The sequence below is a fragment of the Streptomyces sp. ISL-43 genome, from assembly GCF_018614195.1.
Classification (GTDB): Bacteria; Actinomycetota; Actinomycetes; order Streptomycetales; family Streptomycetaceae; genus Streptomyces.
This window is the reverse complement of the sequence record NZ_JAGGOT010000102.1, coordinates 1-22427: the sequence shown is the minus strand read 5'-3', so window position 1 is coordinate 22427 and position 22427 is coordinate 1. Positions and strand designations below refer to the sequence as shown.

Sequence of the window (22427 nt, the reverse complement as noted above, 5' to 3'; positions counted from 1 at the left end):
TGCTCGCGGCGCCGGCGAGGCTCACACGCAGTCCTTCGATCTCGCCGAGCCAACCCTCCTCCGCGGCTTCGGCGATCCGGCGATCCGGCGGACGAGGTTGTCGTGGATCTCGACCAGTCGGCCGCGTTGGGCAGGATCAGGTCGTAAGTGAGTACGCCGACACCTGGAGGACGTAGCCCAGCCCGCGGTCTTCCAGGCCGTGGCGGAAGTTCACGTTCGCGCCGTAACCCGCGTCCGCGACCAGCGCGGCGGGCCGCAGTCCGATGCCCGCGAGTTCGTCGAGCATGTCCAGCGCGAGCCGCCATTTCGGCTGGTGATGTTCGTCTTCGGGGATCCGGCAGGCCTCCGGGCATGCTGCCGCGTCCGGTCCGTCCCAGGGGGCGGGTAGGAACAGACGCCAGGCCAGCGGGCACGAAGCAATGTCGGAGCCCGCATGGGTGCTGACCCCGATCTGGCAGTTGCCGACCTTCCCCAAGGTCCCGGAGTACTGGCGGGCCACGCCCGCGGACGCCTGGGGCAGGTTGATCTTGGTTGAAAACACCTCAAGGCTTGGAGGCCGCATGGAGAACAACAAGGAGGGGCCCCGTCCGATCGAACGGGCCCCCTCATCAACCTTCATGGACCGACGGGCCCGCGATCGCCCCGCCGGGAGATCCTTGTTCGATCAGCATTCTCGATCGGGGTACGACAACGGCTTCTTACGGCTTCAGGGTCACTGAGCGGCACTCGTCCCAGCCGACACTGTCTTCACAGATGTTCATGTACTTGTACAATCCAACGCTTCCGTTGCCGCAGCCGCCCTGGCTTCCGTTGTAGTCGGCGTACTCTCCGGTTTCGTTACTGCCGTACCCATTGCCGAAGTAGATGTAGACCTCGTTGCCGTCTCGTTCCATATCGCAGACTTCGAACCGCTGGGTCGAGGTGTCATAGGTCGCGTAGTTGGCCCCGTAGCTGACGGAGTAGCTCGCGGCGTGTGCCGACAGTGCGGTCCCCATCGCGAGCGCGGACACCATGGCGAGTGTGGAAGCGGTTCTGAGTATGGCTCGTTTGGCCCTCATGGATCCCCCATTGGTTGTGGAGTGTTGTACTGAGACGAGAGTGATACTGTGCGCCGCCCCCGCTTCCCGGACAGCACGTTTCGGCCCGTGCGGTGTCGGATCTGCGCTCCAGGGAGGTCGGTGTGGTGTTTCAACCCCGATTCCGCCGGGGTTGCCGTCAATCTTGGGTCAGCAGTTCGGGAGGGCCACCCAGCGGCTCCCGTTCCAGTAGTCGGCCTGATCGTTCCCCTGGCCGGACAGGTAGTAGGCCGACACCCAGCCTTGGCTGCCGGCGGGGGTGTCGAGGTCGGTCCACAGCCACCAACGGTTGAAGTTTCCCTGGCCGTCGTTGACTTCGGCTCCCCAAGCCCGGCAGAAGACGTAATTGCTTCCGGCGTAGAGATAGCCGTTGGGTCCGCACGGATGTCCGTTGCTCGTTCCGCAGACCGTGTTCGGGTATCCGCTCGCCTGGGTGAACGTCGTGATCCAATACTTGTTGTAGGCATGTGCCTGCGGTGCGGCGAGGGAGACGTTCGCCGCGAGCGCGAGCAACAGGGCCGTGAGCAGCACGACGGTGTTCCGTACGGTCGTGGCAGCGCGGAATTGCATGGATTCTCCAGGTGACGTGAAGGGCGCCGAGAAGGCCGTGCGACGGGAGCGGTGTGGCTAGAGGCGGCCGGACCAGCAGTCTTCACAGGACGGCACCGGATTGGTCTCGGAGGAGATGTCGGTGTACTTCATCCAGCCCCACGCGCCTTGTCGGCCTGGGTCGGCAGCCCGCCGGTACGGATGGATGTCGTTGCCGTTGTGCTGACCGTTGTCGATCCTGCAAGCGAAGCAGCTGGGATTGGAGTACATGTAACCGACCACGGTGTTGGGATAGTTCATGTCCCTGGTCGCCGACCACACCGGTGCACCGGTGCACCGGAGCGGTTGTGGCACATGTACGCACGGTACGTTTAGTCGCCCCCGCTGTTGACGTTGAAGCCTCCGTTCCAGCATCCGCCGGCCGCATGGGCGGAGACGGCAGTGCCGATCATTGCGCCTGCCAGGACCGTGGCCGCCGCGACCATCCGGGCTGCCATCTCGCGTACGTGCATTAAGGCTCCTGGGTGCAAGGTGTTCGATGACAGTGCGTCAATCTTTCGTGTTTTAAGGTCAGTTGACTCAGACCTGTCGTGGCGGAACGACGCTAACGCCGCTGCCCGGAGGCATGCGACCTCTGGAAGTGGGGGTTTCGCCGGTCGGCGTGATGTGGTAACAGGCCCGGGTGACCCCATCGAACCCAGCCCTACCGAACGGCATCGAGCTGCGCCGAGCCCAGGCAGGGCTTGGAGGCCGTCCAGTTCCTCCACCTGCTCCTGGGGTACTCCATCACCGGAGACGTCGGCGCGCAGGTCACGTCCCACGCGGCCGGCCCGCAAGACAGCCCGCCGCCGCGGAAAGCCCCGCTACGCCCGCGACGGACGCATGGTCGGCTACACCGAACTCGACGAACATGCCGAAGCCGACCCCGACAGCGGTCTCCAGCTCCGACGGGTCTTCTTCCTACTCCCGCACGACCGCGACACCGACCCCGACGGCGTGTACCACCAAGGGGCGCCCGGCGAAGCGATCGACCCACGAACGGTCGAGCCACGCCGGGCGGGAGTAAAGACGCCCCGCTCCCAAGGCGGCCTCGATGTGGCGGCAGCCGTCAGGACGGCGTGAAGCCTCGTACGTACGCACCCCGGCACGTATGGGCGGTCCAGGAGGGCTTCCGTCCGGGAAGAACTCGAGCATCTGCCATGCGAACGGACAAACTCGACGTCGCCTACCAAGCCGCACTCCACCTCGCAGCCATCCTCATCTGGGCCCATCGAGAGCCTGCTGGGCCTGATTGCGACCCGCCATGACAAGCAGCAGTTGCGGTGATGGTTCACTTGCCGGGATTGCTTGGGGTGGCCGGGGAGGGTGTGTGGAAAAGCCGGCATTTAGTGTGCTGCTGACAGGGGCAGGAGACCGGAAGGTGGAGGCGGTCCGTGCGATTCGGACGGTCACCGGCCTCAGCCTCTGGAACAGCAAACTTCTGCTCGACAGCGCGCCAGTAGCGGTCACGGAACCCCACCAGCTCGAAGTCGCACATGAGGCGGCCAGGATCCTTGAGGACGCGGGCGCCCACACGACACTGCTGTGCAACTGGTGCGACCGCACCTTCACGCGGGGGGCCGCCCCCCTCGACCCGGCCCCGTGTGAGGGGCCATGGTCCGCCGAGGCCTGCCGGACGAGTTGCCCACCGGTCGCGCTCTGAGCTTGCCGCTGAACGTCGGTGGCTGTTTGCCTGGTCACCCCTGTGAGTTGGTTGTCGGTGCGTGCTGATGTTTCTGGCCGAATGAGTGATGAAGCGGGGGTGGGGGCGGCTACCGAGCTATTGGCCGAGGTCTTCCCGATGGAGTGGCGTGAGCCGCCGCTGGGTTGGGACGCGGTGCATGCCTGGGAGAGAACCGAGGGGTTGGTTCTGCCCGAGCCGTATCGGACGTTCGTGGCGGTGCTGGCTGATGGGTCTTCGCTCGGTCCGCCTGATGATGGCGGTCTGCTGCCGTTGGACCAGCTCCCTGGTGACTGGTCGTTTGGAGCGCGCGATGCCGCTGCCGAGTTCCCGCTTACCGAGGCCTGGTTCTGGGAGGAAGATCCCAGGGGTGCCGAAGAGGTCCAGCCGCTGGTGGAGAGCGTGTACCGGCATGGATCGGTGGTACTCGGGGCCGGTGGCGGCCCGGTGTACTGGCTCCTGGTGGTCAGTGGGCTTCAGCGCGGGCGGATCTGGCTCCTCTCCGAGATCGGCGCTCTGCCCCTCCCCGGACCAGAGGATGCTGAGCGGGACGGGACCACGTTCCTGGACTGGGTCAGGCGGTGGCACGAGGACCCTGACGGCTGGGACCTGCCGTCGGAGTGACCCGCGAGCTGAGGACCATCCCTGGCCGGTACGTCGGGGCTTCGTCCGCCGCCGCACGATCGCCGCAACTGGCAGCCGTGTTCTGTCCCGCGGTTGCCGTCCGCCGCCGACGAGGACGGGGGCGGGCTATGGGCAGGACCCGCCCCCTTGCGGCTACGCGCCGCCCACCGCGGCGGCGATCGTCTCGGCGATCCGGAGCGCAGTCAGGACCGGGAGCCAATGTTCGCTGGCGGGCGGGCCGTCGCCCGCCTTGAGTGCGCCGGGGCGGGCCGCAGCCAGCATGAACCCGGCCGCAGGCTGCGCCGAACGGGGAGGGTCCCGTCCGGCCGTCATCCTCGTCCAATGCTGGCAGTGTCGCCCTACGCACGCGGCTGCGCCGGCGCCGTCGGGCTCAATGCGCCGCGGGCGCTTGACCGCGCACAGGAAACGGCTGCTGCGGGGGACCGGTCCGGTTAGGGTCGTGATCAGTCCGCGCCGACATGGGTGTGCGGGTCAGGGCCGGTGCCCAGAGCGCTCTGGGGCAGTACGACCGGTCCGCCCAGGCCCCGGTACCCCGTTGGGATGCCGGGGCCTTCACCATCCCGTAACGGTGATCTGCGGGTTGGCCGGCCGGCCGCGATGCAATGACGGAGGGGGTGTCTGATGGGTATCGTCGCAGGCAGCCTGGAACGGGCCGGCCAGACCCACACCATCCGCTGTCGGCGTGCACGTGAACGTGCCCGGCTACGTACGGATGAACGGACTCTGTCGCTGATCTTGTGATGGTGCGAGTCGCTCGTGCGGGGGTGGAGCGAGTTCAGCGGAGGGTGTGTGACCTCTGCTGAGGCTTGGGTGGTGTGAAGTTGAGCCCGTTCTCGTCGAGCGCGTTGAAGACGGTCAGTCGGTCGTCAGGGAAGACGAAACTCACGTCCACGCTGCCGTAGCCCGCATCGTCGCCGACCCATTCGAGCAGCTCGATCCCCTGGAGCGTCATGCCTCGTAGCACTTGGAGCTCGGAGAGCGGTTCAGGACGCCACTTCAGCTCGAATCCGGGCCAATGAACCGGACGACGGGGATCGATCGTGGCCCAGGTGAGGGCGAGATCGTCGAACTTGTAGTGATTGATCTCGACCTGTTCACCGTCGAAGTCGAGTAGCACCGGGCAGTCGCGGAACCACTCGTCCTCCTCGATGTCCCAGGCCAACCAGACCCCGGTCAGTGTGCGGCCATGCAGGGCGCCGAGGCGCTGCCCGTGCTCACGCGCAACTGCGGCCTGGCCGTTCAGCCAGCGAGGTTGGTACCGCTCAATATCAAACTCGAACACAAGACCATTCTGACAGAGTCGGCGTCAGGTTCTGAGGAGGATGCGGGTGCGGAGGAGGTCGAGCTTGGCTGTGCCGTAGCCGGCTCGCTTGATCAGTTTGACTCTGGTGACTTGGCCTTCGACTTGGCCTTCGACTTGGCCTGAGCTCCAGGTCGAGGTGAGGGCGGCGATGACGGCGTCCTGGTCGTGGAGGAGTCCGCGGGGGAACTGTTGCAGCGACGGCAGATCGCTGTTGTGGACCTGTTCGACCCATTCGAGGAGGTCGTGGCCGCGGTGCTCATGCATGATGACGGCGAACGCTCGGACGTGTTCGACGACGGAATCGAGCTCGCGGCAGGCGGCCCGGACTGCTTTCAGCCCGAGGATTTCGTGTGGTCGCAGTCTCTCGGGATGGGTCATGACCCAGCGCAGGGCCCGCCTCGGTTTGGGCAGCGCGGGTGGTGGAGGTGCGGTCTCGATGCCTTGTTTCAGCAGGTGGATGTAGCGATTGAAAACGGTGCGGTCACCGCGAAAGCCCTGGTCACGGATCTCCCGGAAGAGCGGGCTGGGGTTGCGGCAGTCCTGGGCGAACCGTTCGTAGAGGTAGGGCTTGTAGTCGTCCAGGAGGGTCCGGCGCTGGGTGACCTTGACGAGTAGCTCGTCGCCGTCGGCGGTGTGGGCATAGCGGCGGACCGCGTAGTAGTCGAGGTCGAGATCGCGGCTGATCCCTCGCAGTGAACAGCCCTGGGCGAAGAGCTCGTGGACACGGCGATACCGTTCGCGGATTCGGCCGACGATCCGGCGAGGCTGTCCGTTCACGTCGAACGTGCCGTCAGGCGGAGGCGGCGCCGGCGGGACCTCCCCACCGGGCGGGACAGCTGCCGCGTGAGCGGCGCGGAGGCAGCCGTAGTGGCTGGTGAGAGTCTTCCCAACGGCCTTGGCAAGGTTGTTCCACAGGTGCCAGATATCCGCGATCTGGACTGCCTGAGGTGCTGCCGCCCTTGCCGCATCCGCGTAGGCCGAAGCCCGGTCACGGCAGACGGTTCCAATCGCCGTTGTAGTTCAGCGAGAGCGTGTGTGTGCCGTCCGGGGTGGTCAGGGAGTAGGAGAAGGAGCCGTGGATGCCTCCGTTGTGGCCCCACAGGTCACGGCAAGAGGTCTTGATCTTCAGGACGCCCAGGCCATAGCCCATCGTCGCGCTCGCGTTGATCGGGACGGTGGTGGTCATCCGGGCCTGTTGGCGGGGCTTGAGGAGCTTTCCGCCGAACAGGGCCTGGTAGAAGCGGTTTAGGTCGTCGCTGGTGGAGACGATCTCGCCTCCCGCGTCGGCGATGGACGGGTTGAGGTCGGTGACGTCGTAGGCCTGGGCTCCGGGCTGTCCGGGGCCGCCCAGGGAGCCGGACGGCTTCGAGTATGCCCGGATGTTGGGTGCGGGCATGCGCGGCTTCGTCCCTGGCACGTTGGTGGCGTTCACGGTGGATCACCCCCGCGACGAGGTGGGGCTGGACCCACCCCACCACCGCAACTCCTATCCCGTGCCGCCCGCCCCGACGGGAACCTGGTGTCGAACAAGGGCCGTCCCCGCGGATGCGGAAAGAACGCTTCCCGGCGCAGTCCAGGTTGGTGAGCGCGTCGATGATGCCGTGCGCTGGGGACGGCGGTCAGATCGTGGGTGGAGCCGGGCAGTGCGGGTGAGGCCCACAAGGGGCGTCCGATTGGGTCGGTGAGGACCTGGACGTTGATGCCGTGGCGTTTATGTTTCCCGGAGTGGTACGGGGTGTCGGCGGCGATCCGGTCGATCGGCAGCAGGGTGGTGCCGTCCAGGATCACGAACGCCTTCGTCCGTACGGTCTTCATCGCCTCTTCCAGGGTGGGGGCCCCGGCGGCCAGGACGTCGATGGCCTCGCGTATGTAGCGGTACGCGGTCGCGGTGCCGCTACGGAAGCCGGCGGCGAGCTGGGCGCAAATGTCGCCGCACCGCGGGTGGGCCAGACTCCACCGCGTACAGCAACACCAACGCCACTACCGCCCTGCCCGCCGAGACCGCCCGTGGCCAGCTCCCGTCCGGCACCCCAGCAGGCGCACGTCCGCTTCAGCGGTTCTGCCCGGGCTGTGCCGACCGGAGCCGGGACACGTGCGCCTCCTGGCCGGCCGTGCCCTCCCGGATGGCGCTGGCCCGGTCCATCTGCCCCCAGCCCGCACCGCTCTCGGCGTTTACTTCGTCCCGGGCGTCCCTGATCCCGTAGTGGGCGAACAGCTGCTGCTCCTCCGCCACGGACAGCACGCTCCCGCAATCCAGTGCCGCGCACGGAGCCCGCTCGATCAGCGAGACGGCGTACGGCAGCACCAGACGCTGGTCCTCCAGCGCCGCGTGGCGCAGCGGGACGAAGGCGCCGCCCAAGCCGGACGCCCGGTCGGTGATCCGCACCCATTCGGGCCTATCGGTGGTGTCGTCCACCAAGACGTAGTCCACCCCGCCCACACGCTGACCCTGGTCCGTGTACGCCGCACACCCGGCCATGGCCGTCAGCTGCTCCTGAGTGATCATCGCTTCTCCTTGTCCTCCTGCCGCGCGCCGTTCTCACCGCCCGGCTACCCGCACACGGCCCCGGGAAGCGGACCGGTCCGCAGCGCTTTGCGATGCTGGTGCACCCACCGCCCGAGTCATCAAGGCGCTTCTGGGTTGGTGGTTGAGGAGGCCCGCTGTGGCTGGGGCGGTCGGCTCCACGGCTTTACGCAGCTGCCATTTGGCGAGCCTCCGAGATCATGGCCCCGATCGGGCAATTGCGGGCAGGCGAGGAGCCAGCCCGATTCGCAGCCGGCGTAAGGGGCCGTGATCTCTCGCCCCATGGCAGCTCCCGCCCAAAACCGCTACACCGACCTTGATGTGGCTCAGTGCGCGAACCTGGGGCTACCAGACGGAAGAGCCCGCAGAGGCCTGCGCCGTGTATCGCTACGGCGCCACGGACGGCGAGCAGTACACGAAGACCTGCCCCTGCAGGCTGTCGTTATTGCTGAGGTTGTCGAAGGAAACTCGCCAACCGCCGGGGTCCCGCCGGGAAAAGCCCACCACAAGCCCGGGACCGTTCGTCTGCCAACCGACAGAGACCGCCCCCTGGCCGTCCGGACAGTCGGCGCTGCTCGTGGCGCTACTGCCTGGAGCAGGCTGGACGACATTTCCGAGCGTCTCGGTGATGCTGATGGGACTTGTAGCTCCTGTTGGGCCGGCCGGGCCGGTGGCCCCGGTGGCACCCGGCGCGCCAGCAGGCCCGGTGGCGCCCGTCGCCCCGTTCACACCCGGCGCGCCGGTCGGACCGGTCGCCCCAGCCCCGCCAGAGACGCCCTGAGACCCGGTAGCCCCCGTTGCGCCTGCGGGGCCGGTCGGGCCCGTGGGCCCTGTAGCGCCCGGCGTACCCGGATCCCCCTGCGAGCCCGTCGGGCCCGTGGGCCCTGTGGGCCCCTTCGCGCCCTTCGGGCCCTTCTTACACTTGTCCGTGCCGCCGCGGTCGGGCCTGTGCTTGCATCTGTCGCTTGGGCCCGTCTCGCTCGACGCGCTCACGCGTTCGCCCACACTGTGAGCCGCGGACGCAACCGGACTTACCACCCCGGCCGCCAGAACCAGTGCGAGCGAAGCGATTGTGCCGCCGACCCTCCATTCGGCTCGACGGGGCAGAGGCCCCAGTCGCCGCCCTGCCCTGGTGTCAGGATTCATGTCTTGCTCCCTGCTTCAGTCGATTCATGCGAACCAGGGGCGAGCTTGACCCGTGCACAGCCGATCGACCTTCACGCGCGGCACGTACGGGACGATTATCGGTAAATTGGAGTAGTGCATTCGAGAGTGGGCGCTTCGTAAGACCTGTTCCAGAGAGAGCAGGCACCGGGCCGAGCGGGCCCTGCTCGGGGTTCTTGATCCAATCAGTCAGGCTCAGTAGCGGGTGGGCTCCTTCCCGGCCTTGGTCCGCAGCCGTCCCAGCCCTGCCTCGTTGGCCTCCATGTCGGCGGCCTGCAGGACGAGCCGCTCCAGTACCTGCTGCCGTTGGACCGCCGGATGCGGGGAGCGGCCGGCCGGTAGCGCGGGTGCTCGGGAGTGGCCCGCTTCGCGTCGGGAGGGGCGCGGAGATCGCCCGGCCGGCCGAGGGCATGCCACCCGCGCGTACTACCTGGGGAGTACGCGGCAAACGCTACGCCGGGGTGACGCGGGTGACGGCGGGTGCGCACTAGCGTGGCGGGTATGGATGAGCAGCGCGAGCGCCCGGATCCTCCGTGGCGGCGATGGGCGGAGCGGACCGGGCGGGGCCCGGGCTGGCGCTTGGCGCTGCTCGTCGCCGTCTTCGCGCAGGCCGGCTCCGGGTGGGCCGCGCAGCAGCAGACCGGGCGGGTGGCGCTGGACGCGTTCGCGCGGATTCTGTTGCTGCTGGGGCCCGCGCTGCTCCTGCTGCGGCATCGGTATCCGGTGGCCGTGGCGTACGGGGTCAGCGTCGTCACCCTGGTGTACATCGGGGCCGGGTTCCCGTACGGCCCGGTGTTCATCAGTCTGGCCCTGGCCTGCTTCGCCGCCGTCGTCGCCGGTCACCGCAGGGCCGCCTGGGGCGCCGTCGGCCTGCTCTGGGCCGGGCACCTGCTCATCGGGCACTGGCTGTACCACTGGCTGCCGCCCGCGGGGGACCGCCCGGCGCCCTGGGGGCAGGAACTGGGCATCACCGCGTGGGTGCTGGCGATACTCGCCGTCTCGGAGCTGGTGCGCGTACGCCGAGAGCAGTGGGCCCGGGAGCGCGTCGAGCGGGCGGCGGCCGAGCGGCGCCGGGTGGACGAGGAGCGGCTGCGCATAGCCCGTGAGCTGCACGACGTCCTCGCGCACAGCATCTCGGTGATCAACGTCCAGGCGGGTGTCGGGCTGGCCCTGCTCGACACCGACCCCGAGCAGGCGCGTACGGCGCTGACCACGATCAAGGCCGCCAGCAAGGAGGCGCTGGGCGAGGTCCGGCAGGTCCTCGACACCCTGCGCACCCCCGGTGACGCGCCACGCACTCCCGCCCCCGGTCTCGACCGTCTCCCCGAGCTCGTCGAGCAGGCCGCCGCGGCGGGGCTCGCCGTGGACGTCGCGGCCGAGGGGAAGGCCCGGGCGCTGCCGCCCGGCGCGGACCTCGCCGCCTTCCGGATCCTTCAGGAGGCGCTGACCAATGTGGTCCGGCATTCCGGTTCGCGTACCGCCCGTATCGGCCTCCTCTGGCGGCCGGACGCCCTGGAGTTGCGCGTGGACGACGACGGCCCGGCCACCGGAGGCACCGCCGGCGGCAGTGGCAACGGTCTTGTCGGAATGCGCGAGCGGGCCGGGGCCCTGGGTGGCACCATCGAGGCCGGCCCCCGTCCGGACGGGGGCTTCCGGGTGGTCGCGAGGCTCCCGCTGAAGGATGTCCCCGCCGAGGAGGATCCGTGATCCGCGTACTGCTCGCCGACGACCAGCTGCTCGTCCGGGCGGGGTTCCGGGCACTGCTCGACGCGCAGCCCGACATCGAGGTCGCGGGCGAGGCCTCCGACGGCGAGGGGGCCGTGCGGCTGGTGCGGGAGCTGCGCCCCGACGTGGTGCTGATGGACATCCGGATGCCGGTCCTGGACGGGCTCGCCGCCACCCGGCGGATCACCGAGGACGAGGCGCTGGCCGAGGTCCGGGTCATCATGCTCACCACCTTCGAGCTCGACGAGTACGTCTTCGAGGCGATCCGCTCCGGCGCGTCGGGTTTCCTGGTCAAGGACACCGAACCGGAGGAACTGCTGCGCGCGGTCCGGGCGGTGGTGGAGGGCGACGCCCTGCTGTCCCCGGGCGTGACCCGCCGGCTGATCGCGGAGTTCGCGGCCCGTTCGAAGCAGCCCGCGGTCGCGGCGGAGCTGGGCCGTCTCACGGACCGGGAGCGGGAGGTGATGGCGCTGGTGGGCATGGGCCTGTCCAACGAGGAGATCGCCCGTCGCCTGGTCGTCAGCCCGCTCACGGCGAAGACCCACGTCAGCCGGACGATGGTCAAACTGGGCGCCCGCGACCGAGCCCAACTGGTCGTCCTCGCCTACGAGTCCGGGCTGGTCCGCCCCGGCTGGCTCGGCTGACCCGCACGGCTCCCGCGTAGCCGGAGGGGCTCGTACTCCCGGGGAAGTAGGCCCGGTGCAGCCGGCCGTACGACGACCCGGGCACCCTCCCGGAGCCAGTCTCGGAGTGAGACGAAACGTCCACCCACTCCGAGGAGCTGAACCGCGATGAACACCCTCACCACCCTCGCGTACGACGGGCCCGGCCCGTGGATCCTGTTCTTCCCGCTGATCTGGGCGGCGGTCGTGATCGGCGCCGTGACCGTGCTGCGCCGCACGGTGTGGCGCGGCCGCCGCGGACCGTGGCAGGGGCGCGGGGCAGCGTACGGCGAGCACGCGCCGATCGCGATCCTGGGGCGGCGCTTCGCCTCCGGCGAGATCGACGAGGACGAGTACTGGCGGCGGCTGTCCGTGCTGGACGAGCAGTTCGGCCCTGCCTCCAAGGGCGGTGCGGCATGAGCACCGCCACCACCCTGCCCGGCGGCGGCCCTGTCGCCGCCCGGGTCGTCGACGCCCTGAAGGTCTACGGCCGGGGCGACACCGAGGTACGGGCCCTGGACGGGGTGAGCGTCGACTTCCCGGCCGGCCGCTTCACCGCCATCATGGGGCCGTCCGGCTCCGGCAAGTCCACCCTGATGCACTGCGCGGCCGGCCTCGACTCGCTCACCTCCGGATCCGCCTTCATCGGCGGTACGGAACTGGGTGCGCTCGACGACCGCAGGCTCACCCTGCTGCGCCGCGAGCGCATCGGCTTCGTCTTCCAGGCCTTCAACCTGGTGCCCACGCTCACCGTGGCCGAGAACATCACCCTCCCGCAGGACCTCGCGGGCACCCGGGGCGACGGCGCCTGGCTCGAACGCCTCATCGACGTTGTCGGTCTGCGCGACCGGCTGCACCACCGGCCCTCCGAGCTGTCCGGCGGCCAGCAGCAGCGGGTCGCCGTCGCCCGCGCCTTCGCGGGCAGTGCCGACGTCGTCTTCGCCGACGAGCCGACCGGCAATCTCGACTCCCGCTCGGGCGAGGAGGTGCTCGGCCTGCTGGGCCGGGCGGTGCGCGAGATGGGCCGGACGGTCGTCATGGTCACCCACGACCCGGTGGCCGCCGCCCACGCCGACGAGGTCGTCTTCCTCGCCGACGGTCGCCTGGTCGACCGGATGGCGGCACCGACCGCCGAGCGCGTCCTGGACCGGCTCAAGGCCTTCGACACGCGCTCCGTGACGATGGGAGCGGAGTCATGAACGCGGCCCGTACCACCCTGCGGCTGAGCACGGCCGCACTGCGCGCGCACAAGCGGCGCTTCGCCGGAACCTTCACGGCCGTGCTGCTCGGCGTCGCGTTCTTCGCCGGGACCCTCGTCATGGGCGACACCCTGCGCGCGAGCTTCGACACCATGTTCGCGGGCGCGGCGAGCGGCACCGACGCCGTCGTGCGCAGCGCACGCGTGGTCACCGTCCCGGGCCAGACCCAGGGCACCCGACAGCCCGTGCCCACCGCCCTGGTGGACCGGATCGGGCGCACCGCGGGCGTGGCCGCCGCCGCCCCGAACATCCAGGGCGCGGGGCAGCTCATCGGCCGCAACGGCGAACCGATCGGCGGCCAGGGCCCGCCCACCCTCGCCGGCAACTGGATCACGGACTCGCGGCTCAACCCGTACAAGCTCGCGGAGGGCCGCGCACCGGAGCGCTCCGGCGAGGTCGTGGTCAACCGGGGCACCGCCGCCAAGGGCGGGCTGAACATCGGTGACACGACGGTGCTGCGCACCCCCGACCCGGTCCGGGTGACGATCGTCGGCCTGGCCACCTTCGGCGGCGCGGACGGCATGGCCCAGGTCACGTACACCGGCATGACCCAGGCGGACGCGGAGAAGTACCTGACGGCCGGCCCCGGCCAGGCGGCCTCCCTCCAGGTGCGGGCCGCCCCGGGCACCAGCCAGCAGCAGCTCGTCGACGCGCTGGCTCCGGTGCTGCCGCAGGGCGTCGAGGCGATCACCGGCCGGGAATCGGCCCAGGAGAACACGGACGTGATCTCCGGTCAGTTCCTGACCCTCTTCACCACCCTGCTCCTCGTCTTCTCCGGCATCGCCCTGCTGGTCGCCACCTTCAGCATCCACAACACCTTCGCGATCGTCGTCGCCCAGCGCACCCGCGAGAACGCCCTGCTGCGCGCCCTGGGCGCCTCCCGCCGCCAGGTGGTCGGCGGCACGCTGGCGGAGGCCGCCGTCGTCGCGGTCCTCGCGTCCGTGGCCGGACTGGCCGGCGGCATCGCAATCGCCGCCGGACTCCAGGCGCTGTTCCCGGTGATCGGATTCCCCTTCCCCGAGGGGAACCTGGTGATCAGCGGCCTGTCGATGCTGCTGCCCCTGGCCGTGGGTGTCGTGGTGTGTCTGGGCTCGGCCCTGCTCCCGGCCGTGCGGGCGGGTCGTACCGCGCCGCTGGCCGCGCTGCGCGAGAGCGCCGTGGACACGTCCGGGGCCTCGCGGGCCCGTACCGCGACCGGGGCCGCCCTGGGCGCCGCCGGCATCGCGGTGATCGTGGCCGGGGTGTCGGCCGTGCCGTCCCTGTGGCTGTCCGGGGCAGGTGCGGTGCTGGTCACGGCCGCGTTCGTGGTCCTGGGGCCGGTCGCCTCCTCGGTCGCCGTACGGATCCTCGCGCGGCCGCTGGAACGGCTGCGCGGGGTGACGGGCGCCCTGGCCGGGCGCAACGCACGGCGCAGCCCCAAGCGGACGGCGTCGACCGCGTCCGCGCTGATGATCGGCGTCGCCGTCGTCTCGCTGTTCACGGTCTTCGGCGCCTCCCTCAAGGCGACCATGGACCGGACCGTGTCGCGGTCCTTCGCCGGTGATGTCGCCATCAGCGCGCCCGCGTTCGGGTCGGGCGGCAGCGGCCTCAGCCCGGCCCTCGCCCCGGCGGTGGCCTCGCTCCCCGAGGTGGCCGGGGCGGTCGGCCTCGGCAAGGGGGTCGCGGAGGTCGACGGCTCCGGGCGGGCGCTGACGGTCACCGACCCGGCCGCGCTCGCGGTCGGCCTGGACCTCGGCGCCGTCGAGGGACGCCTCGACACGCTCGGCACGGACGGGATCGCCGTCGCGGGCAAGGAAGCCGCCCGAAACGGCTGGCGGCCCGGCAGCAACGTAGAACTCGCCTTCACCGACGGGCAGAAGCAGCGGTTCACGGTCCGTGCCGTCTACGAGGAGTCGCAGCTCGCGGGCGACTACGTCATCACCCGCGCGGCCTGGGCCCCGCACCGGGCGCAGGACACGGACTCGCTGGTGGCCGTCACCTTCAAGGACGGCGTACCGCTCGCGGACGGGGTGGCGGCGGTGGAGCGGACGGCCGCGCAGTACGGCGGCCCCGAGGTGCAGACGCGTGCGGCGTACGCGCAGTCCTCGGCGGGCGGCATCGACATGATGCTCACCCTCGTCTACGCACTGCTCGCCCTCGCGGTGCTGATCGCCCTGCTCGGCATCGCCAACACGCTCACCCTCGCCGTGCACGAGCGGACCCGCGAACTGGGCCTGCTGCGGGCCGTCGGGCAGAGCGGGGCGCAGCTGCGGGCCATGGTCCGCTGGGAGTCGGTGCTGGTCGCCGCCTTCGGTACGACCGGCGGCCTGGTCCTGGGCGGCATCCTCGGCTGGGTCCTGGTGAAGGCCGCGGACGGCGCGGAGGACAGCGCGTTCGCGTTCGCCGTCCCGCCCATGCAGTTGGGCCTGGTCGCGCTGGTCGGCGTGGCGGCGGGCGTCCTGGCCGGCTGGCGCCCGGCCCGCCGCGCGGCGCGCCTGGACATCCTGCGGGCCATCGCCACGGAGTAGGTGTACCTGTGTACACCCCTGCCGGACACCCGGCTCCGGAGGAGCCGGGTACCGCGCACCCTCAGATGACGCCTTCGGCTCGCAGCGTTGCCGGGTACTGCCAGAAGACGACTTCGACGATGATCTGCGGTTCGGCGGCCCGGTGGATGAACGTGTAGCGGAACCAGCCGCGGCCCAGGTCGAAATAGAGGATGTGCGGGCCGCGGGGCTGGGTGGACCGGGCGGGCTCGATGCTGATCTTGGTGGTGTCGAGGCCGTGATCACGGTAGGGGTGGTGGGAGGACAGCAGCTCGACGACTGCCTCGATGATCAGATTCCTGACGGGTTGGGGCAGGCTGTCGCGGTACTCGGAGGCGGTCTTGGTCCAGTCGACGGCCCAGGGCGGTCCGGTGAACTCCTCGCTCACTCGCCGGGCCCGAGCCCGCTCACATGCTGGTGGATCTCGGCAGCCTCTTCCAGAAGGGCTTTGGCCTTGTCCGGGTCCGCAGACCGGGCCGCACGCTCTTCCAGATCACGTACGTGACGGTCGAGCTCGGGGTTTCGGGCGAGGGCGTACTCACCCCACCAGCGGGCGAGGAACGCGGGCGCCGCGCCTATGTCGTAGGTGTCGGCGACCTTGGCCCGCCAGTTGGCTTCGAAATCAGCGAGAAGCTCGGGAGCGTGCGCGGCGATGGCGGCACGCAACGCGGGAATGCTGCGCTCGGGCATCGGGGGGACGCCGTAAGGGTGTCCCGGGGCGGTCGTCACGGCGGTCCCTCCTGGGTCGGCACGCCCCACGGTAGTGCGTTGCCCGCCGTACGGGGCGGCGATGCGGTTGTTGAAGGCGGCGGACAGCGCTACCCACAGCCCGGGGAAGCGTGCCGAGGGTCTGGGCTTGATCGCTCTCTGGGTCGCTCGACCAAACCCTGTTTGGATGCCTGCTGGCATCCAGGTTCCGGTCTGTTGCACCGCGGCCGTGCTGACAAGATGTCACCGGCACATGGCCCGGAGGGGGCGCCAACTTGGTGTGCTGCCGGTCAGCGTTCGGGCCTGGGCGGAGTGTGCGGGGCAGGCGGTGGGTGGTCCCGAGGGGTGAGGTCGCGGCCCCGGCGGTGGCGGAAAGGCGTAGCAGCCCGACGGATTCTCGTGGCAGGATGCCCGCGATGGGGAACACCTGTGCCGTTCCGGTCTTCCGGACGACTGACGCGCGCGCCGCCTACACGGTCGGTCTTCGGCTGCTCGCGCTGGCGGACACCACCGAGGCCGCGGTGCACGCCACGCTGTGGCTGTCGACCGCCGCAGACGTCGAGCGTGCCCAGGCGCGCCTCGGCGAGGGTGTGTTCATGCGCGCCGACTACGAACCTCTGCCGCCGGACGGTATACCCGCCGAGCCAGAGGCGTTGGCGGAGCTGCTGCCGCTCCAGGTCGACTTCGAGGACGCCCCGCCGGGAAGTATCGACGAGCCCTTCCTGGAGGGTGTGGGAGACAACCCGGCCACCTTCTCCTGGTGGTGGCTTACCTGGCCTGCGGTTCCCGAGATGGATCTGCCGCCGGAGCTCAAGTACGCCGATGTGCAGGTGGTCTTCAACCACCGCAGCATCCACCTCGACGGTCCGCCCGCAGCCGACCACACCGTCTTCGTGCACGTCCGCTACAGCACGCGCGCCCGGGCGCGATGGCTCGCCGCCCAGGCAGGACTGCGAATCATCGGGGACTCCCAGCACGGTTGGTGACAAACACCGCTGCCCGATCCTGGCAGACGTCGGTCCCTCGATGGCCTCGTCCGGCTGCGGCCGGTGGGCCGTACTGCGCCGCTGAGGCCGGATGCCGCTGGTGTTCACCCCGGTCGGTCCGGGCGGCCGGGTACTGTTCCAGACCCTCCGCGGCGCCTTGGTGCAGGAGGCGTTCCCCGACCTCGTCGCGGCGGCCGAGCAGCTCCCGTACGGTCTGGTCCTCGATGGCCAGGTCCTCGTGTGGGATCCGGAAGCCGGCGCCCTGTTGTTCGAGGCGTTGCAGCGCCGGGCCGCCGCCCGTGCCCGCACCGCCCCCGCACTCGCCGCTCGCCTGCCGGCCTGCTTCGTGGCCTTCGACGTCCTCGCAGCCGACGGCACCGAGCTGCCCACGTTGCCTTACCGGAACGCCGTCGCCGACTGGAGGTGCTGTTCGCCGCGCGCTCTGACGGCCCCGTGGACGCTGTGTCCGATGACCACGGATATGGCCGAGGCGGGGGAGTGGCTGGAGTCCTGGACGGCCCCCAGCTCCTCATCCTCGGCCGCCACGACCAGGAGGGCCAGCTGCGCACGGTGGGCCGCAGCGTTCCGCTGCGCCGGGAGCAGGCCCGCCAGGTCGCGGAGCACCTGGCCGCCGCCGACCCCGGGCACCCGTGGAAGGGTGTGCGGTTCGCGGCGTCCTGGGGGGTCCCGCGACGTCCTGGACGCGGTCCTGGTCCGCCCCGACCTGGTCGCGGAAATCAGCGCCGCCCGGGCCGTCGATCGCGGCGGGGTCTTCCGCCATCCGCTGAGGTTCAAGCGGCTGCGTCAGGACGGGGGGCGGGGGACGTTCCGGGCTTCGGCCAGGGCCCCGCCGCTGCTGTCGGCTGACCCGTCCCGGAGCCACGGTGGGCGGGGACGTCTGGGCAGGGGGCGCGGCATCTCTGTAGTGGTCCACCCGCATGTGTACGTCCCCCTGACCCTGGACACACCAGCGTTGACGTAATCAGCGCGATAGTCCGGAGAGGCACCGGCGCCTCTCGCACACCGGTCACATCCGGTGCGTTGCTGTGTTCGACCGTTTCTGCGCCCAGTGGGCACCAGGGCGGATGTGTGCCGAACGGGATGCCTCCAGCGCTACTACCTGCACACCGGTCTCGCCTCCAGGGCGTGCCTCCCATGGTTGCCGTCACATGTCCGGGAAGCGTTCTTGCAGGCCAACGCGTCAAGCAGGACACAGAGGCGCAATCCCAGCGCGCGGTCTTGTACACAAGCGAGAAATGCGACCCGGGGGTAAGGGGTCGTAGTTTCGTCTCTGGGCGGCACGAACGTTCCGTCCGCCGCACGACGGCTACCGCGCACCCCGCCCGCCCGCCCGCTTTGCGTGCCGTTGCTCCTACTGGCGTCACGCAACGGGGCGCGACAGGAGTCAGAGGACATGCGAACCAAGCACGGCAACGCCCAGAGAGAGAACGACAAGATGAGCCGCAGCACGGAGCACCCCGCACCGCCTCCAGCGTTCGAACTGCGGAGTGGCGGGCTGCACTTGACCATTCAGCGCATGCCCGTATGGCTCGTATCGCTCATCACCACAGTGGGGGGAATCAGTGCCGCATGGTGGGCCAATCAGTGAGGGGGTGTGACCCTAACGGATTGAAGTTGAGGAGCTGGACACCGACGACTTGGCATGGACGTGCGTGAACGCGCTGAAGTAGGCCGGGCGGGGGCGCTCCGAGGGGCTGGCCCTGCCGGGGCGGGCGCAGCAGGGCCTGACGGCCCGGCAGGGGGCCTTTCTTCTGGGGCGTGCCGCAGGGTGCCACACGATGCCTCGCCCGCTGGCCACCGCTCTCCGGCGACCTTTGGAGAAACCGACCCCTTCGAACAGGCGAAATTGTGGGCGAAAGCGACCTCGCCGGCGCGTGCTCCAAAACCTTCCCGGCCAGGGCCCGGACGGCCGCTCGGTTCGAAGAACCACCAACCGGCCACCCGTCACGACGTGGGCCGAGTCCTCGCTACTGGTGGGGGATACAGCCGACCTGCCTACCACAAGAAGGGGACAAGGTCCCGCCGCACTGCATCAAAGACAAGCGCAACCCGTTCCAGTCGTGCCCACGCGGGATGGGTCCCGGGCGTCGTCCGGCTGATGGGTTGCACGCTCGTCTCCCCCGTGCGGGGGAGGCGACAGAGCCCGCAGACGGACGCGCCCGTGGCGCTGCCGCGGCAAACATGGGCAACATGTTGAGGACGAACGTACTGCCTGATGTGCCGCGCTGGGCCGCTCTCACCGCCCGTGCCGTACCCCTGATCACTCTGCCCTCGGGTCTGTGGCGGATTGCCCTGGTCGCCGGACTTCCGGTGGCCGCGGAACCGGTCAGGACCGTTGGGGGGACGCTCTACATACTCTCGCTGACCGTGGTTTCTGAAGCCCTCGCATTGCTGACGCTCGGCCTGGTGCAACCGTGGGGCGAGATCGTGCCGCGCTGGATCCCACTGCTCGGCGGCCGCCGGGTACACCCGCTCGCGGCGGTGGTCCCGGCGCTGCTGGGCGCGACCGCGCTCTTCGGGCTGTGCGGCTGGGTCGGATACATCCAGGTCGCGAACCTGGCTGCCGGCGCCATCACGGACACACCGGCCCAGCAGGGGCTGCTCGTGCTCTGCTATCTCCCGCTGTTGGCCTGGGCTCCGCTGCTGACGGTGTCGGCCATCGCCTACTACCGACGTCGGACAGCCACCTTCCTCGCACTCGCTTGAGGCCCAGCCACCTCCGCCGCTCCGGCCGGCCGCCCGGACGAAGACGCCGAGCCCGGCGGCTCGCGCCCGCCGGCCCCCTGACCCGCCCCCAGCTCCTCAATCCTCGGCCGCCACGACGAAGCCGGCCGGCTCCGCAGGGTCGGCCGCACGGTACCGCTGCGACCGGATGCGGCCCGGCAGGTCGCCGAGCACCCGGCGGTGGCCGACCCGGGCCACCCGTGGGAGGGTGTGCGGTTCGCCTCGGCGTGGGGGTCCCGTGACGTCCTGGACGCGGGTCCTGGTCCGTCCGGACCTGGTGGCGGAGATCAGCGCTGACCGGGCCGTCGATCGCGGAGGGGGCTTTCGGCATCCGCTGCGGTTCAAGCGGCTGCGCATGGACGTAACGGTCGAGGACGTACCCCGGTTCGGCTAGGGGCTGGTGGTCGGCTGATCCTCCGGCCCCGCCGGGCCCAGGCGGTCGCGGTGTCCGGGGCTGCCCGCAGTCGGCTGGGGTAGACCCGGAGGCGGCTGGGCTCACTTGCGTGGAGGGGTCCGGCCGCGTGCGCGGGATCCACGCCAGCTGTGGGTGCGGCCGTAGTAGGTGCCGAGCTGGTCGTGGTAGACGACGTCGCCGCGGTGCTTGTCCTTGTCGTACTCGGGAGCGTTCTTGATCTGCTCCTTGGTGCGGTTGACGAGGATCTTCTCCTCTTTGGTGTCGACGTGCACGAAGTTGCCGGCGGGCAGGAGGACTTCCTCGCCGAAGATCCAGGGGCCGGTGTCGACGACGATGTAAGAGGAGCCGACTTCCTCGGTGGCCTCGTCGGGCCGGGGTCGCACGGCGGGTCCGCGGCATCGACACCACCCGCGAGCGTCCTCGCGACCGCGCAGCAAGCCACCCAGTGGCCCACGAACCGCCAGGGACGAGGCCAAGCAGAGTGACACCTCCGGCCGTGACGCTTGCTCCGCCGTGCGCACGAGGAAGTAGAGCACGATGACCACACCCCGCAGCAGGCAGCGAAGGTCCCGCGCAAGGCGCTCGCGGCCGCCGTCACCGCGGTAGCCGTACTGGGCGGTCTGCGTCTGTGGCTGAACACGAACACATTCGGTGACTCCGCACTCTGCGGAGGCGTAGTGACAGCCTAAAGCCGCGGGGTCGGATGCTGTGTACCCCCACAGCGCTCCATGGGAGCCGGGAGTCACCCTTCTCCCTCTCTGCCAGGAGACCCTTGGATGACCCGCCCTTCCCGGTGCGGCCCGATCTCACCGATCTTCGCTTCGGCGCCGTGATGACCGTCGCCGGCGCGGTGATGTTTGTGCTGCCGGGCTCCGGTCTGCCGCTGCTCACCGTCTGGGTGCTGGTACTGACCGCCGCCGCGGCGGTGTGGGTGTCCATGAAGCAGCCGTGATCGCGAGGTCCGCGTCTGGCCGGACGGGCTGGCGTCCTGAACTGGGCTGATGCCGTAACGGTGCGTCCTTTGGGAACGTGTCACCCTGGTCCTCGCGTCAAAGACGCGTGAACGTGCATGAGCATCGGGGGAAAGACGTGGGGGACTGGGAAGCGTCGGATAATCATCTGGCGGGGTACGACGACGCTCTGCGCCAGGTGTGCGCGACGGGGCGTCGGCTCAACCGGGATGAGCTGGATGCCCGGCGGACCGAGGGGGAGCGGGCTGCGGACGCGGGACTGTCCCTGCGCGCGCTGATACGCGAGCACTTGGCCGCGGCCCGCGAGGTCGCGCCGACGATGCCGTCCGGGCCTTTGCTGGCCGCTGTCGAGCAGGCGGTGGACGCGTTCGCCGAGGGATTCGAGCGCGCTCAGCGCCAGGCGGTGCGCCAGCAGGAGGCGGCCCGCCGCGAGTTCATCGACGACCTGCTGTACGGGCGTGGTGGGCTGGGACGGCTGGCGGAGCGGGCGGAGCGCTTCGGCCTGCGTCTGTCCCAGGCTCATGCGGTGGCGGTGGCCGCGGGTCCCGAGCCGTATGGCGACGGCTACCCCGTCGCCCGCCGCATCGAGGAGGCGGTCCTGGGCCGGTTCGGCAACCGGCAGATCCTGCTGACGACAAAGGACGGCCGGCTGATCTGCGTCGCTCCGGGGGACCAGCCCGACGTTCTCGCCTTCTTCGCCAAGCAGGCACACGCGGCCACCGATGGGGGCCGAGCCGCCATCGGCCGCTCCCACCCGGGCCCCGGCGGGGTCGTCCACTCCTACGAGGAAGCCCTCAACGCCCTTGACCTCGCAGAGCGGATGGGGATGGAAGGGCCGGTGCTGCACGCCGCTGATCTGCTCGTCTACCCCGTCCTGACCCGTGACCGCCAAGCCATGGCCGACCTGGTGGAGAGTGTTCTGGGCCCGCTCCGTGGAGCACGCGGCGGCCCACAGCCGCTGTTGGACACCCTCAACGCGTACTTCGAAAGCGGCTGCGTGGCAACCGAGGCCGCCCGCCGGCTGTCAGTGAGCGTGCGGGCCTTGACGTACCGGCTCGAGCGCATCCGCACCCTCACCGGTGCGGACCCGGCCGACCCCCTGCACCGCTACACCCTCCAGACCGCGGTGATCGGCGCCCGCCTGCTGGGCTGGACGGACGAGACGGCGCCCTGAGCTCGCCTCAGCGGCCCCGCCCACTGCTCTGGCCGCCGCCACGTGCTGGTACAGCCATCGGCGCGCAACTCGAGCCACGTGCCGCCCGGCCGTAGGTGATCACCCAGAACCCAACGGTCATCGACCCGTTCCAACGGTCCCAGAGACCTACGCATGTCACTCATCCACTCACCCACCCATCAGAGCGCGGCCGACTGCCGCGCTGCGCCGTGAGTACGGCCGTGGCTTTTGCGCGGCTAGCCGCAATGCCGTTGGTTTATGGCGGTTGGATCGCGA

General features: G+C 70.1%; 25 protein-coding genes and 4 pseudogenes. 14 read left to right on the top strand and 15 right to left on the bottom strand.

Annotated elements, in window-relative coordinates:
* Positions 1-136 precede the first annotated feature (136 nt).
* The 5 genes from J7F03_RS39015 to J7F03_RS38995 all read right to left on the bottom strand — a co-directional run bounded on the left by J7F03_RS39015 (position 137) and on the right by J7F03_RS38995 (position 2137).
* Complete coding sequence (locus tag J7F03_RS39015; RefSeq protein ID WP_308380144.1) at positions 137-541, bottom strand: transposase; 405 nt, start codon at positions 539-541, stop codon at positions 137-139.
* A 157-nt stretch (positions 542-698) separates the two neighbouring features.
* Positions 699-1010, bottom strand: a complete 312-nt coding sequence (locus J7F03_RS39010; RefSeq protein WP_214957957.1) for a hypothetical protein — start codon at positions 1008-1010, stop codon at positions 699-701.
* 216 nt (positions 1011-1226) lie between these two features.
* Positions 1227-1646 carry a hypothetical protein gene (locus J7F03_RS39005; RefSeq protein WP_214957956.1) on the bottom strand — a complete coding sequence of 140 codons (420 nt, stop codon included), beginning with the start codon at positions 1644-1646 and terminating at the stop codon, positions 1227-1229.
* A 57-nt stretch (positions 1647-1703) separates the two neighbouring features.
* Positions 1704-1925, bottom strand: a complete 222-nt coding sequence (locus J7F03_RS39000) for a hypothetical protein (protein WP_214957955.1) — start codon at positions 1923-1925, stop codon at positions 1704-1706.
* 71 nt (positions 1926-1996) lie between these two features.
* The gene (locus J7F03_RS38995) at positions 1997-2137 is read right to left on the bottom strand and encodes a hypothetical protein (protein WP_214957954.1); all 141 of its coding nucleotides are present in this window, start codon (positions 2135-2137) and stop codon (positions 1997-1999) included.
* 322 nt (positions 2138-2459) lie between these two features.
* Here J7F03_RS38995 and J7F03_RS38990 point away from each other — a divergent pair.
* The 3 genes and pseudogenes from J7F03_RS38990 to J7F03_RS38980 form a co-directional block, all read left to right on the top strand.
* Positions 2460-2747 (top strand): annotated as a pseudogene (locus J7F03_RS38990) (DUF6009 family protein); the annotation flags it as partial.
* 181 nt (positions 2748-2928) lie between these two features.
* Positions 2929-3327: a ribosomal protein L7/L12 gene (locus tag J7F03_RS38985; RefSeq protein WP_214957953.1), complete on the top strand. Its 399-nt coding sequence runs from the start codon at positions 2929-2931 to the stop codon at positions 3325-3327.
* A gap of 81 nt (positions 3328-3408) precedes the next feature.
* Positions 3409-3969, top strand: coding sequence for an SMI1/KNR4 family protein (locus J7F03_RS38980; protein ID WP_214957952.1), 561 nt, complete (start codon positions 3409-3411; stop codon positions 3967-3969).
* Positions 3970-4765: 796 nt separating this feature from the next.
* On the opposite strand, the gene J7F03_RS38975 is transcribed toward J7F03_RS38980, so the two are convergent.
* From J7F03_RS38975 to J7F03_RS38950, 6 genes and pseudogenes are all read right to left on the bottom strand, one after another.
* Entirely contained in the window at positions 4766-5272 is a 507-nt protein-coding gene (locus tag J7F03_RS38975; protein WP_214957951.1) for a hypothetical protein, read from the bottom strand.
* Positions 5273-5296: 24 nt separating this feature from the next.
* Entirely contained in the window at positions 5297-6070 is a 774-nt protein-coding gene (locus tag J7F03_RS42530; RefSeq protein WP_214957950.1) for a transposase, read from the bottom strand.
* A gap of 211 nt (positions 6071-6281) precedes the next feature.
* Positions 6282-6689 carry a serine hydrolase gene (locus J7F03_RS38965; protein ID WP_214957949.1) on the bottom strand — a complete coding sequence of 136 codons (408 nt, stop codon included), beginning with the start codon at positions 6687-6689 and terminating at the stop codon, positions 6282-6284.
* A 142-nt stretch (positions 6690-6831) separates the two neighbouring features.
* A pseudogene (locus tag J7F03_RS38960) lies at positions 6832-7246 on the bottom strand (transposase family protein); the annotation flags it as partial.
* 97 nt (positions 7247-7343) lie between these two features.
* Complete coding sequence (locus J7F03_RS38955; protein WP_214957948.1) at positions 7344-7799, bottom strand: hypothetical protein; 456 nt, start codon at positions 7797-7799, stop codon at positions 7344-7346.
* Positions 7800-9176: 1377 nt separating this feature from the next.
* Complete coding sequence (locus J7F03_RS38950) at positions 9177-9398, bottom strand: hypothetical protein (RefSeq protein ID WP_214957947.1); 222 nt, start codon at positions 9396-9398, stop codon at positions 9177-9179.
* A gap of 84 nt (positions 9399-9482) precedes the next feature.
* On the opposite strand from J7F03_RS38950, the gene J7F03_RS38945 reads away from it, so the two are divergent.
* The 5 genes from J7F03_RS38945 to J7F03_RS38925 all read left to right on the top strand — a co-directional run bounded on the left by J7F03_RS38945 (position 9483) and on the right by J7F03_RS38925 (position 15134).
* Complete coding sequence (locus tag J7F03_RS38945) at positions 9483-10688, top strand: sensor histidine kinase (protein WP_214957946.1); 1206 nt, start codon at positions 9483-9485, stop codon at positions 10686-10688.
* On the top strand, positions 10685-11350 hold the full coding sequence (locus J7F03_RS38940) for a response regulator transcription factor (protein ID WP_214957945.1): 666 nt from the start codon (positions 10685-10687) through the stop codon (positions 11348-11350). The genes J7F03_RS38945 and J7F03_RS38940 overlap by 4 nt, the downstream gene beginning before the upstream one ends.
* Positions 11351-11497: 147 nt before the next feature.
* Complete coding sequence (locus J7F03_RS38935; protein ID WP_214957944.1) at positions 11498-11788, top strand: SHOCT domain-containing protein; 291 nt, start codon at positions 11498-11500, stop codon at positions 11786-11788.
* A complete protein-coding gene (locus tag J7F03_RS38930) occupies positions 11785-12567 on the top strand; it encodes an ABC transporter ATP-binding protein (RefSeq protein ID WP_214957943.1) in 783 nt (260 codons plus the stop codon). Before J7F03_RS38935 ends, J7F03_RS38930 begins: the two co-directional genes overlap by 4 nt.
* Positions 12564-15134 (top strand): ABC transporter permease, encoded by a 2571-nt coding sequence (locus J7F03_RS38925; RefSeq protein ID WP_214957942.1) that lies wholly within the window; start codon positions 12564-12566, stop codon positions 15132-15134. Before J7F03_RS38930 ends, J7F03_RS38925 begins: the two co-directional genes overlap by 4 nt.
* A 61-nt stretch (positions 15135-15195) precedes the next feature.
* On the opposite strand, the gene J7F03_RS38920 is transcribed toward J7F03_RS38925, so the two are convergent.
* Entirely contained in the window at positions 15196-15540 is a 345-nt protein-coding gene (locus J7F03_RS38920; protein WP_214957963.1) for a hypothetical protein, read from the bottom strand.
* On the bottom strand, positions 15537-15842 hold the full coding sequence (locus J7F03_RS38915; RefSeq protein WP_214957941.1) for a hypothetical protein: 306 nt from the start codon (positions 15840-15842) through the stop codon (positions 15537-15539). The genes J7F03_RS38920 and J7F03_RS38915 overlap by 4 nt, the downstream gene beginning before the upstream one ends.
* Positions 15843-16276: 434 nt before the next feature.
* On the opposite strand from J7F03_RS38915, the gene J7F03_RS38910 reads away from it, so the two are divergent.
* The gene (locus tag J7F03_RS38910; RefSeq protein ID WP_214957940.1) at positions 16277-16846 is read left to right on the top strand and encodes a hypothetical protein; all 570 of its coding nucleotides are present in this window, start codon (positions 16277-16279) and stop codon (positions 16844-16846) included.
* Between the two features lie 91 nt (positions 16847-16937).
* Positions 16938-17192 (top strand): annotated as a pseudogene (locus J7F03_RS42525) (ATP-dependent DNA ligase); the annotation flags it as partial.
* Positions 17193-17242: 50 nt separating this feature from the next.
* On the opposite strand, the gene J7F03_RS42520 reads toward J7F03_RS42525, so the two are convergent.
* Positions 17243-17494, bottom strand: a complete 252-nt coding sequence (locus J7F03_RS42520; RefSeq protein WP_308380146.1) for a hypothetical protein — start codon at positions 17492-17494, stop codon at positions 17243-17245.
* A gap of 1740 nt (positions 17495-19234) precedes the next feature.
* Between J7F03_RS42520 and J7F03_RS38900 the strand changes: the two genes are divergently transcribed.
* Complete coding sequence (locus J7F03_RS38900; RefSeq protein WP_251073147.1) at positions 19235-19573, top strand: hypothetical protein; 339 nt, start codon at positions 19235-19237, stop codon at positions 19571-19573.
* A gap of 256 nt (positions 19574-19829) precedes the next feature.
* Positions 19830-19985, top strand: coding sequence for a hypothetical protein (locus J7F03_RS38895; protein WP_214957938.1), 156 nt, complete (start codon positions 19830-19832; stop codon positions 19983-19985).
* 101 nt (positions 19986-20086) lie between these two features.
* Here J7F03_RS38895 and J7F03_RS38890 read toward each other — a convergent pair.
* Positions 20087-20374, bottom strand: a pseudogene (locus J7F03_RS38890) (PRC-barrel domain containing protein); the annotation flags it as partial.
* A gap of 404 nt (positions 20375-20778) precedes the next feature.
* Between J7F03_RS38890 and J7F03_RS38885 the strand changes: the two are divergent.
* Complete coding sequence (locus tag J7F03_RS38885) at positions 20779-20958, top strand: hypothetical protein (protein ID WP_214957962.1); 180 nt, start codon at positions 20779-20781, stop codon at positions 20956-20958.
* A gap of 137 nt (positions 20959-21095) precedes the next feature.
* Positions 21096-22151 carry a helix-turn-helix domain-containing protein gene (locus J7F03_RS38880; RefSeq protein WP_214957936.1) on the top strand — a complete coding sequence of 352 codons (1056 nt, stop codon included), beginning with the start codon at positions 21096-21098 and terminating at the stop codon, positions 22149-22151.
* Positions 22152-22427 lie beyond the last annotated feature (276 nt).

Bases quoted from the DNA above. Each gene is read 5' to 3' on its own strand.
- J7F03_RS39005 (WP_214957956.1), bottom strand. From the start codon at position 1,646: ATGCAATTCCGCGCTGCCACGACCGTACGGAACACCGTCGTGCTGCTC.
- J7F03_RS39000 (WP_214957955.1), bottom strand. From the start codon at position 1,925: ATGAACTATCCCAACACCGTGGTCGGTTACATGTACTCCAATCCCAGC.
- J7F03_RS38995 (WP_214957954.1), bottom strand. From the start codon at position 2,137: ATGCACGTACGCGAGATGGCAGCCCGGATGGTCGCGGCGGCCACGGTC.
- J7F03_RS38985 (WP_214957953.1), top strand. From the start codon at position 2,929: ATGACAAGCAGCAGTTGCGGTGATGGTTCACTTGCCGGGATTGCTTGG.
- J7F03_RS38980 (WP_214957952.1), top strand. From the start codon at position 3,409: ATGAGTGATGAAGCGGGGGTGGGGGCGGCTACCGAGCTATTGGCCGAG.
- J7F03_RS38965 (WP_214957949.1), bottom strand. From the start codon at position 6,689: ATGCCCGCACCCAACATCCGGGCATACTCGAAGCCGTCCGGCTCCCTG.
- J7F03_RS38955 (WP_214957948.1), bottom strand. From the start codon at position 7,799: ATGATCACTCAGGAGCAGCTGACGGCCATGGCCGGGTGTGCGGCGTAC.
- J7F03_RS38945 (WP_214957946.1), top strand. From the start codon at position 9,483: ATGGATGAGCAGCGCGAGCGCCCGGATCCTCCGTGGCGGCGATGGGCG.
- J7F03_RS38935 (WP_214957944.1), top strand. From the start codon at position 11,498: ATGAACACCCTCACCACCCTCGCGTACGACGGGCCCGGCCCGTGGATC.
- J7F03_RS38930 (WP_214957943.1), top strand. From the start codon at position 11,785: ATGAGCACCGCCACCACCCTGCCCGGCGGCGGCCCTGTCGCCGCCCGG.
- J7F03_RS38925 (WP_214957942.1), top strand. From the start codon at position 12,564: ATGAACGCGGCCCGTACCACCCTGCGGCTGAGCACGGCCGCACTGCGC.
- J7F03_RS38915 (WP_214957941.1), bottom strand. From the start codon at position 15,842: ATGCCCGAGCGCAGCATTCCCGCGTTGCGTGCCGCCATCGCCGCGCAC.
- J7F03_RS38910 (WP_214957940.1), top strand. From the start codon at position 16,277: ATGGGGAACACCTGTGCCGTTCCGGTCTTCCGGACGACTGACGCGCGC.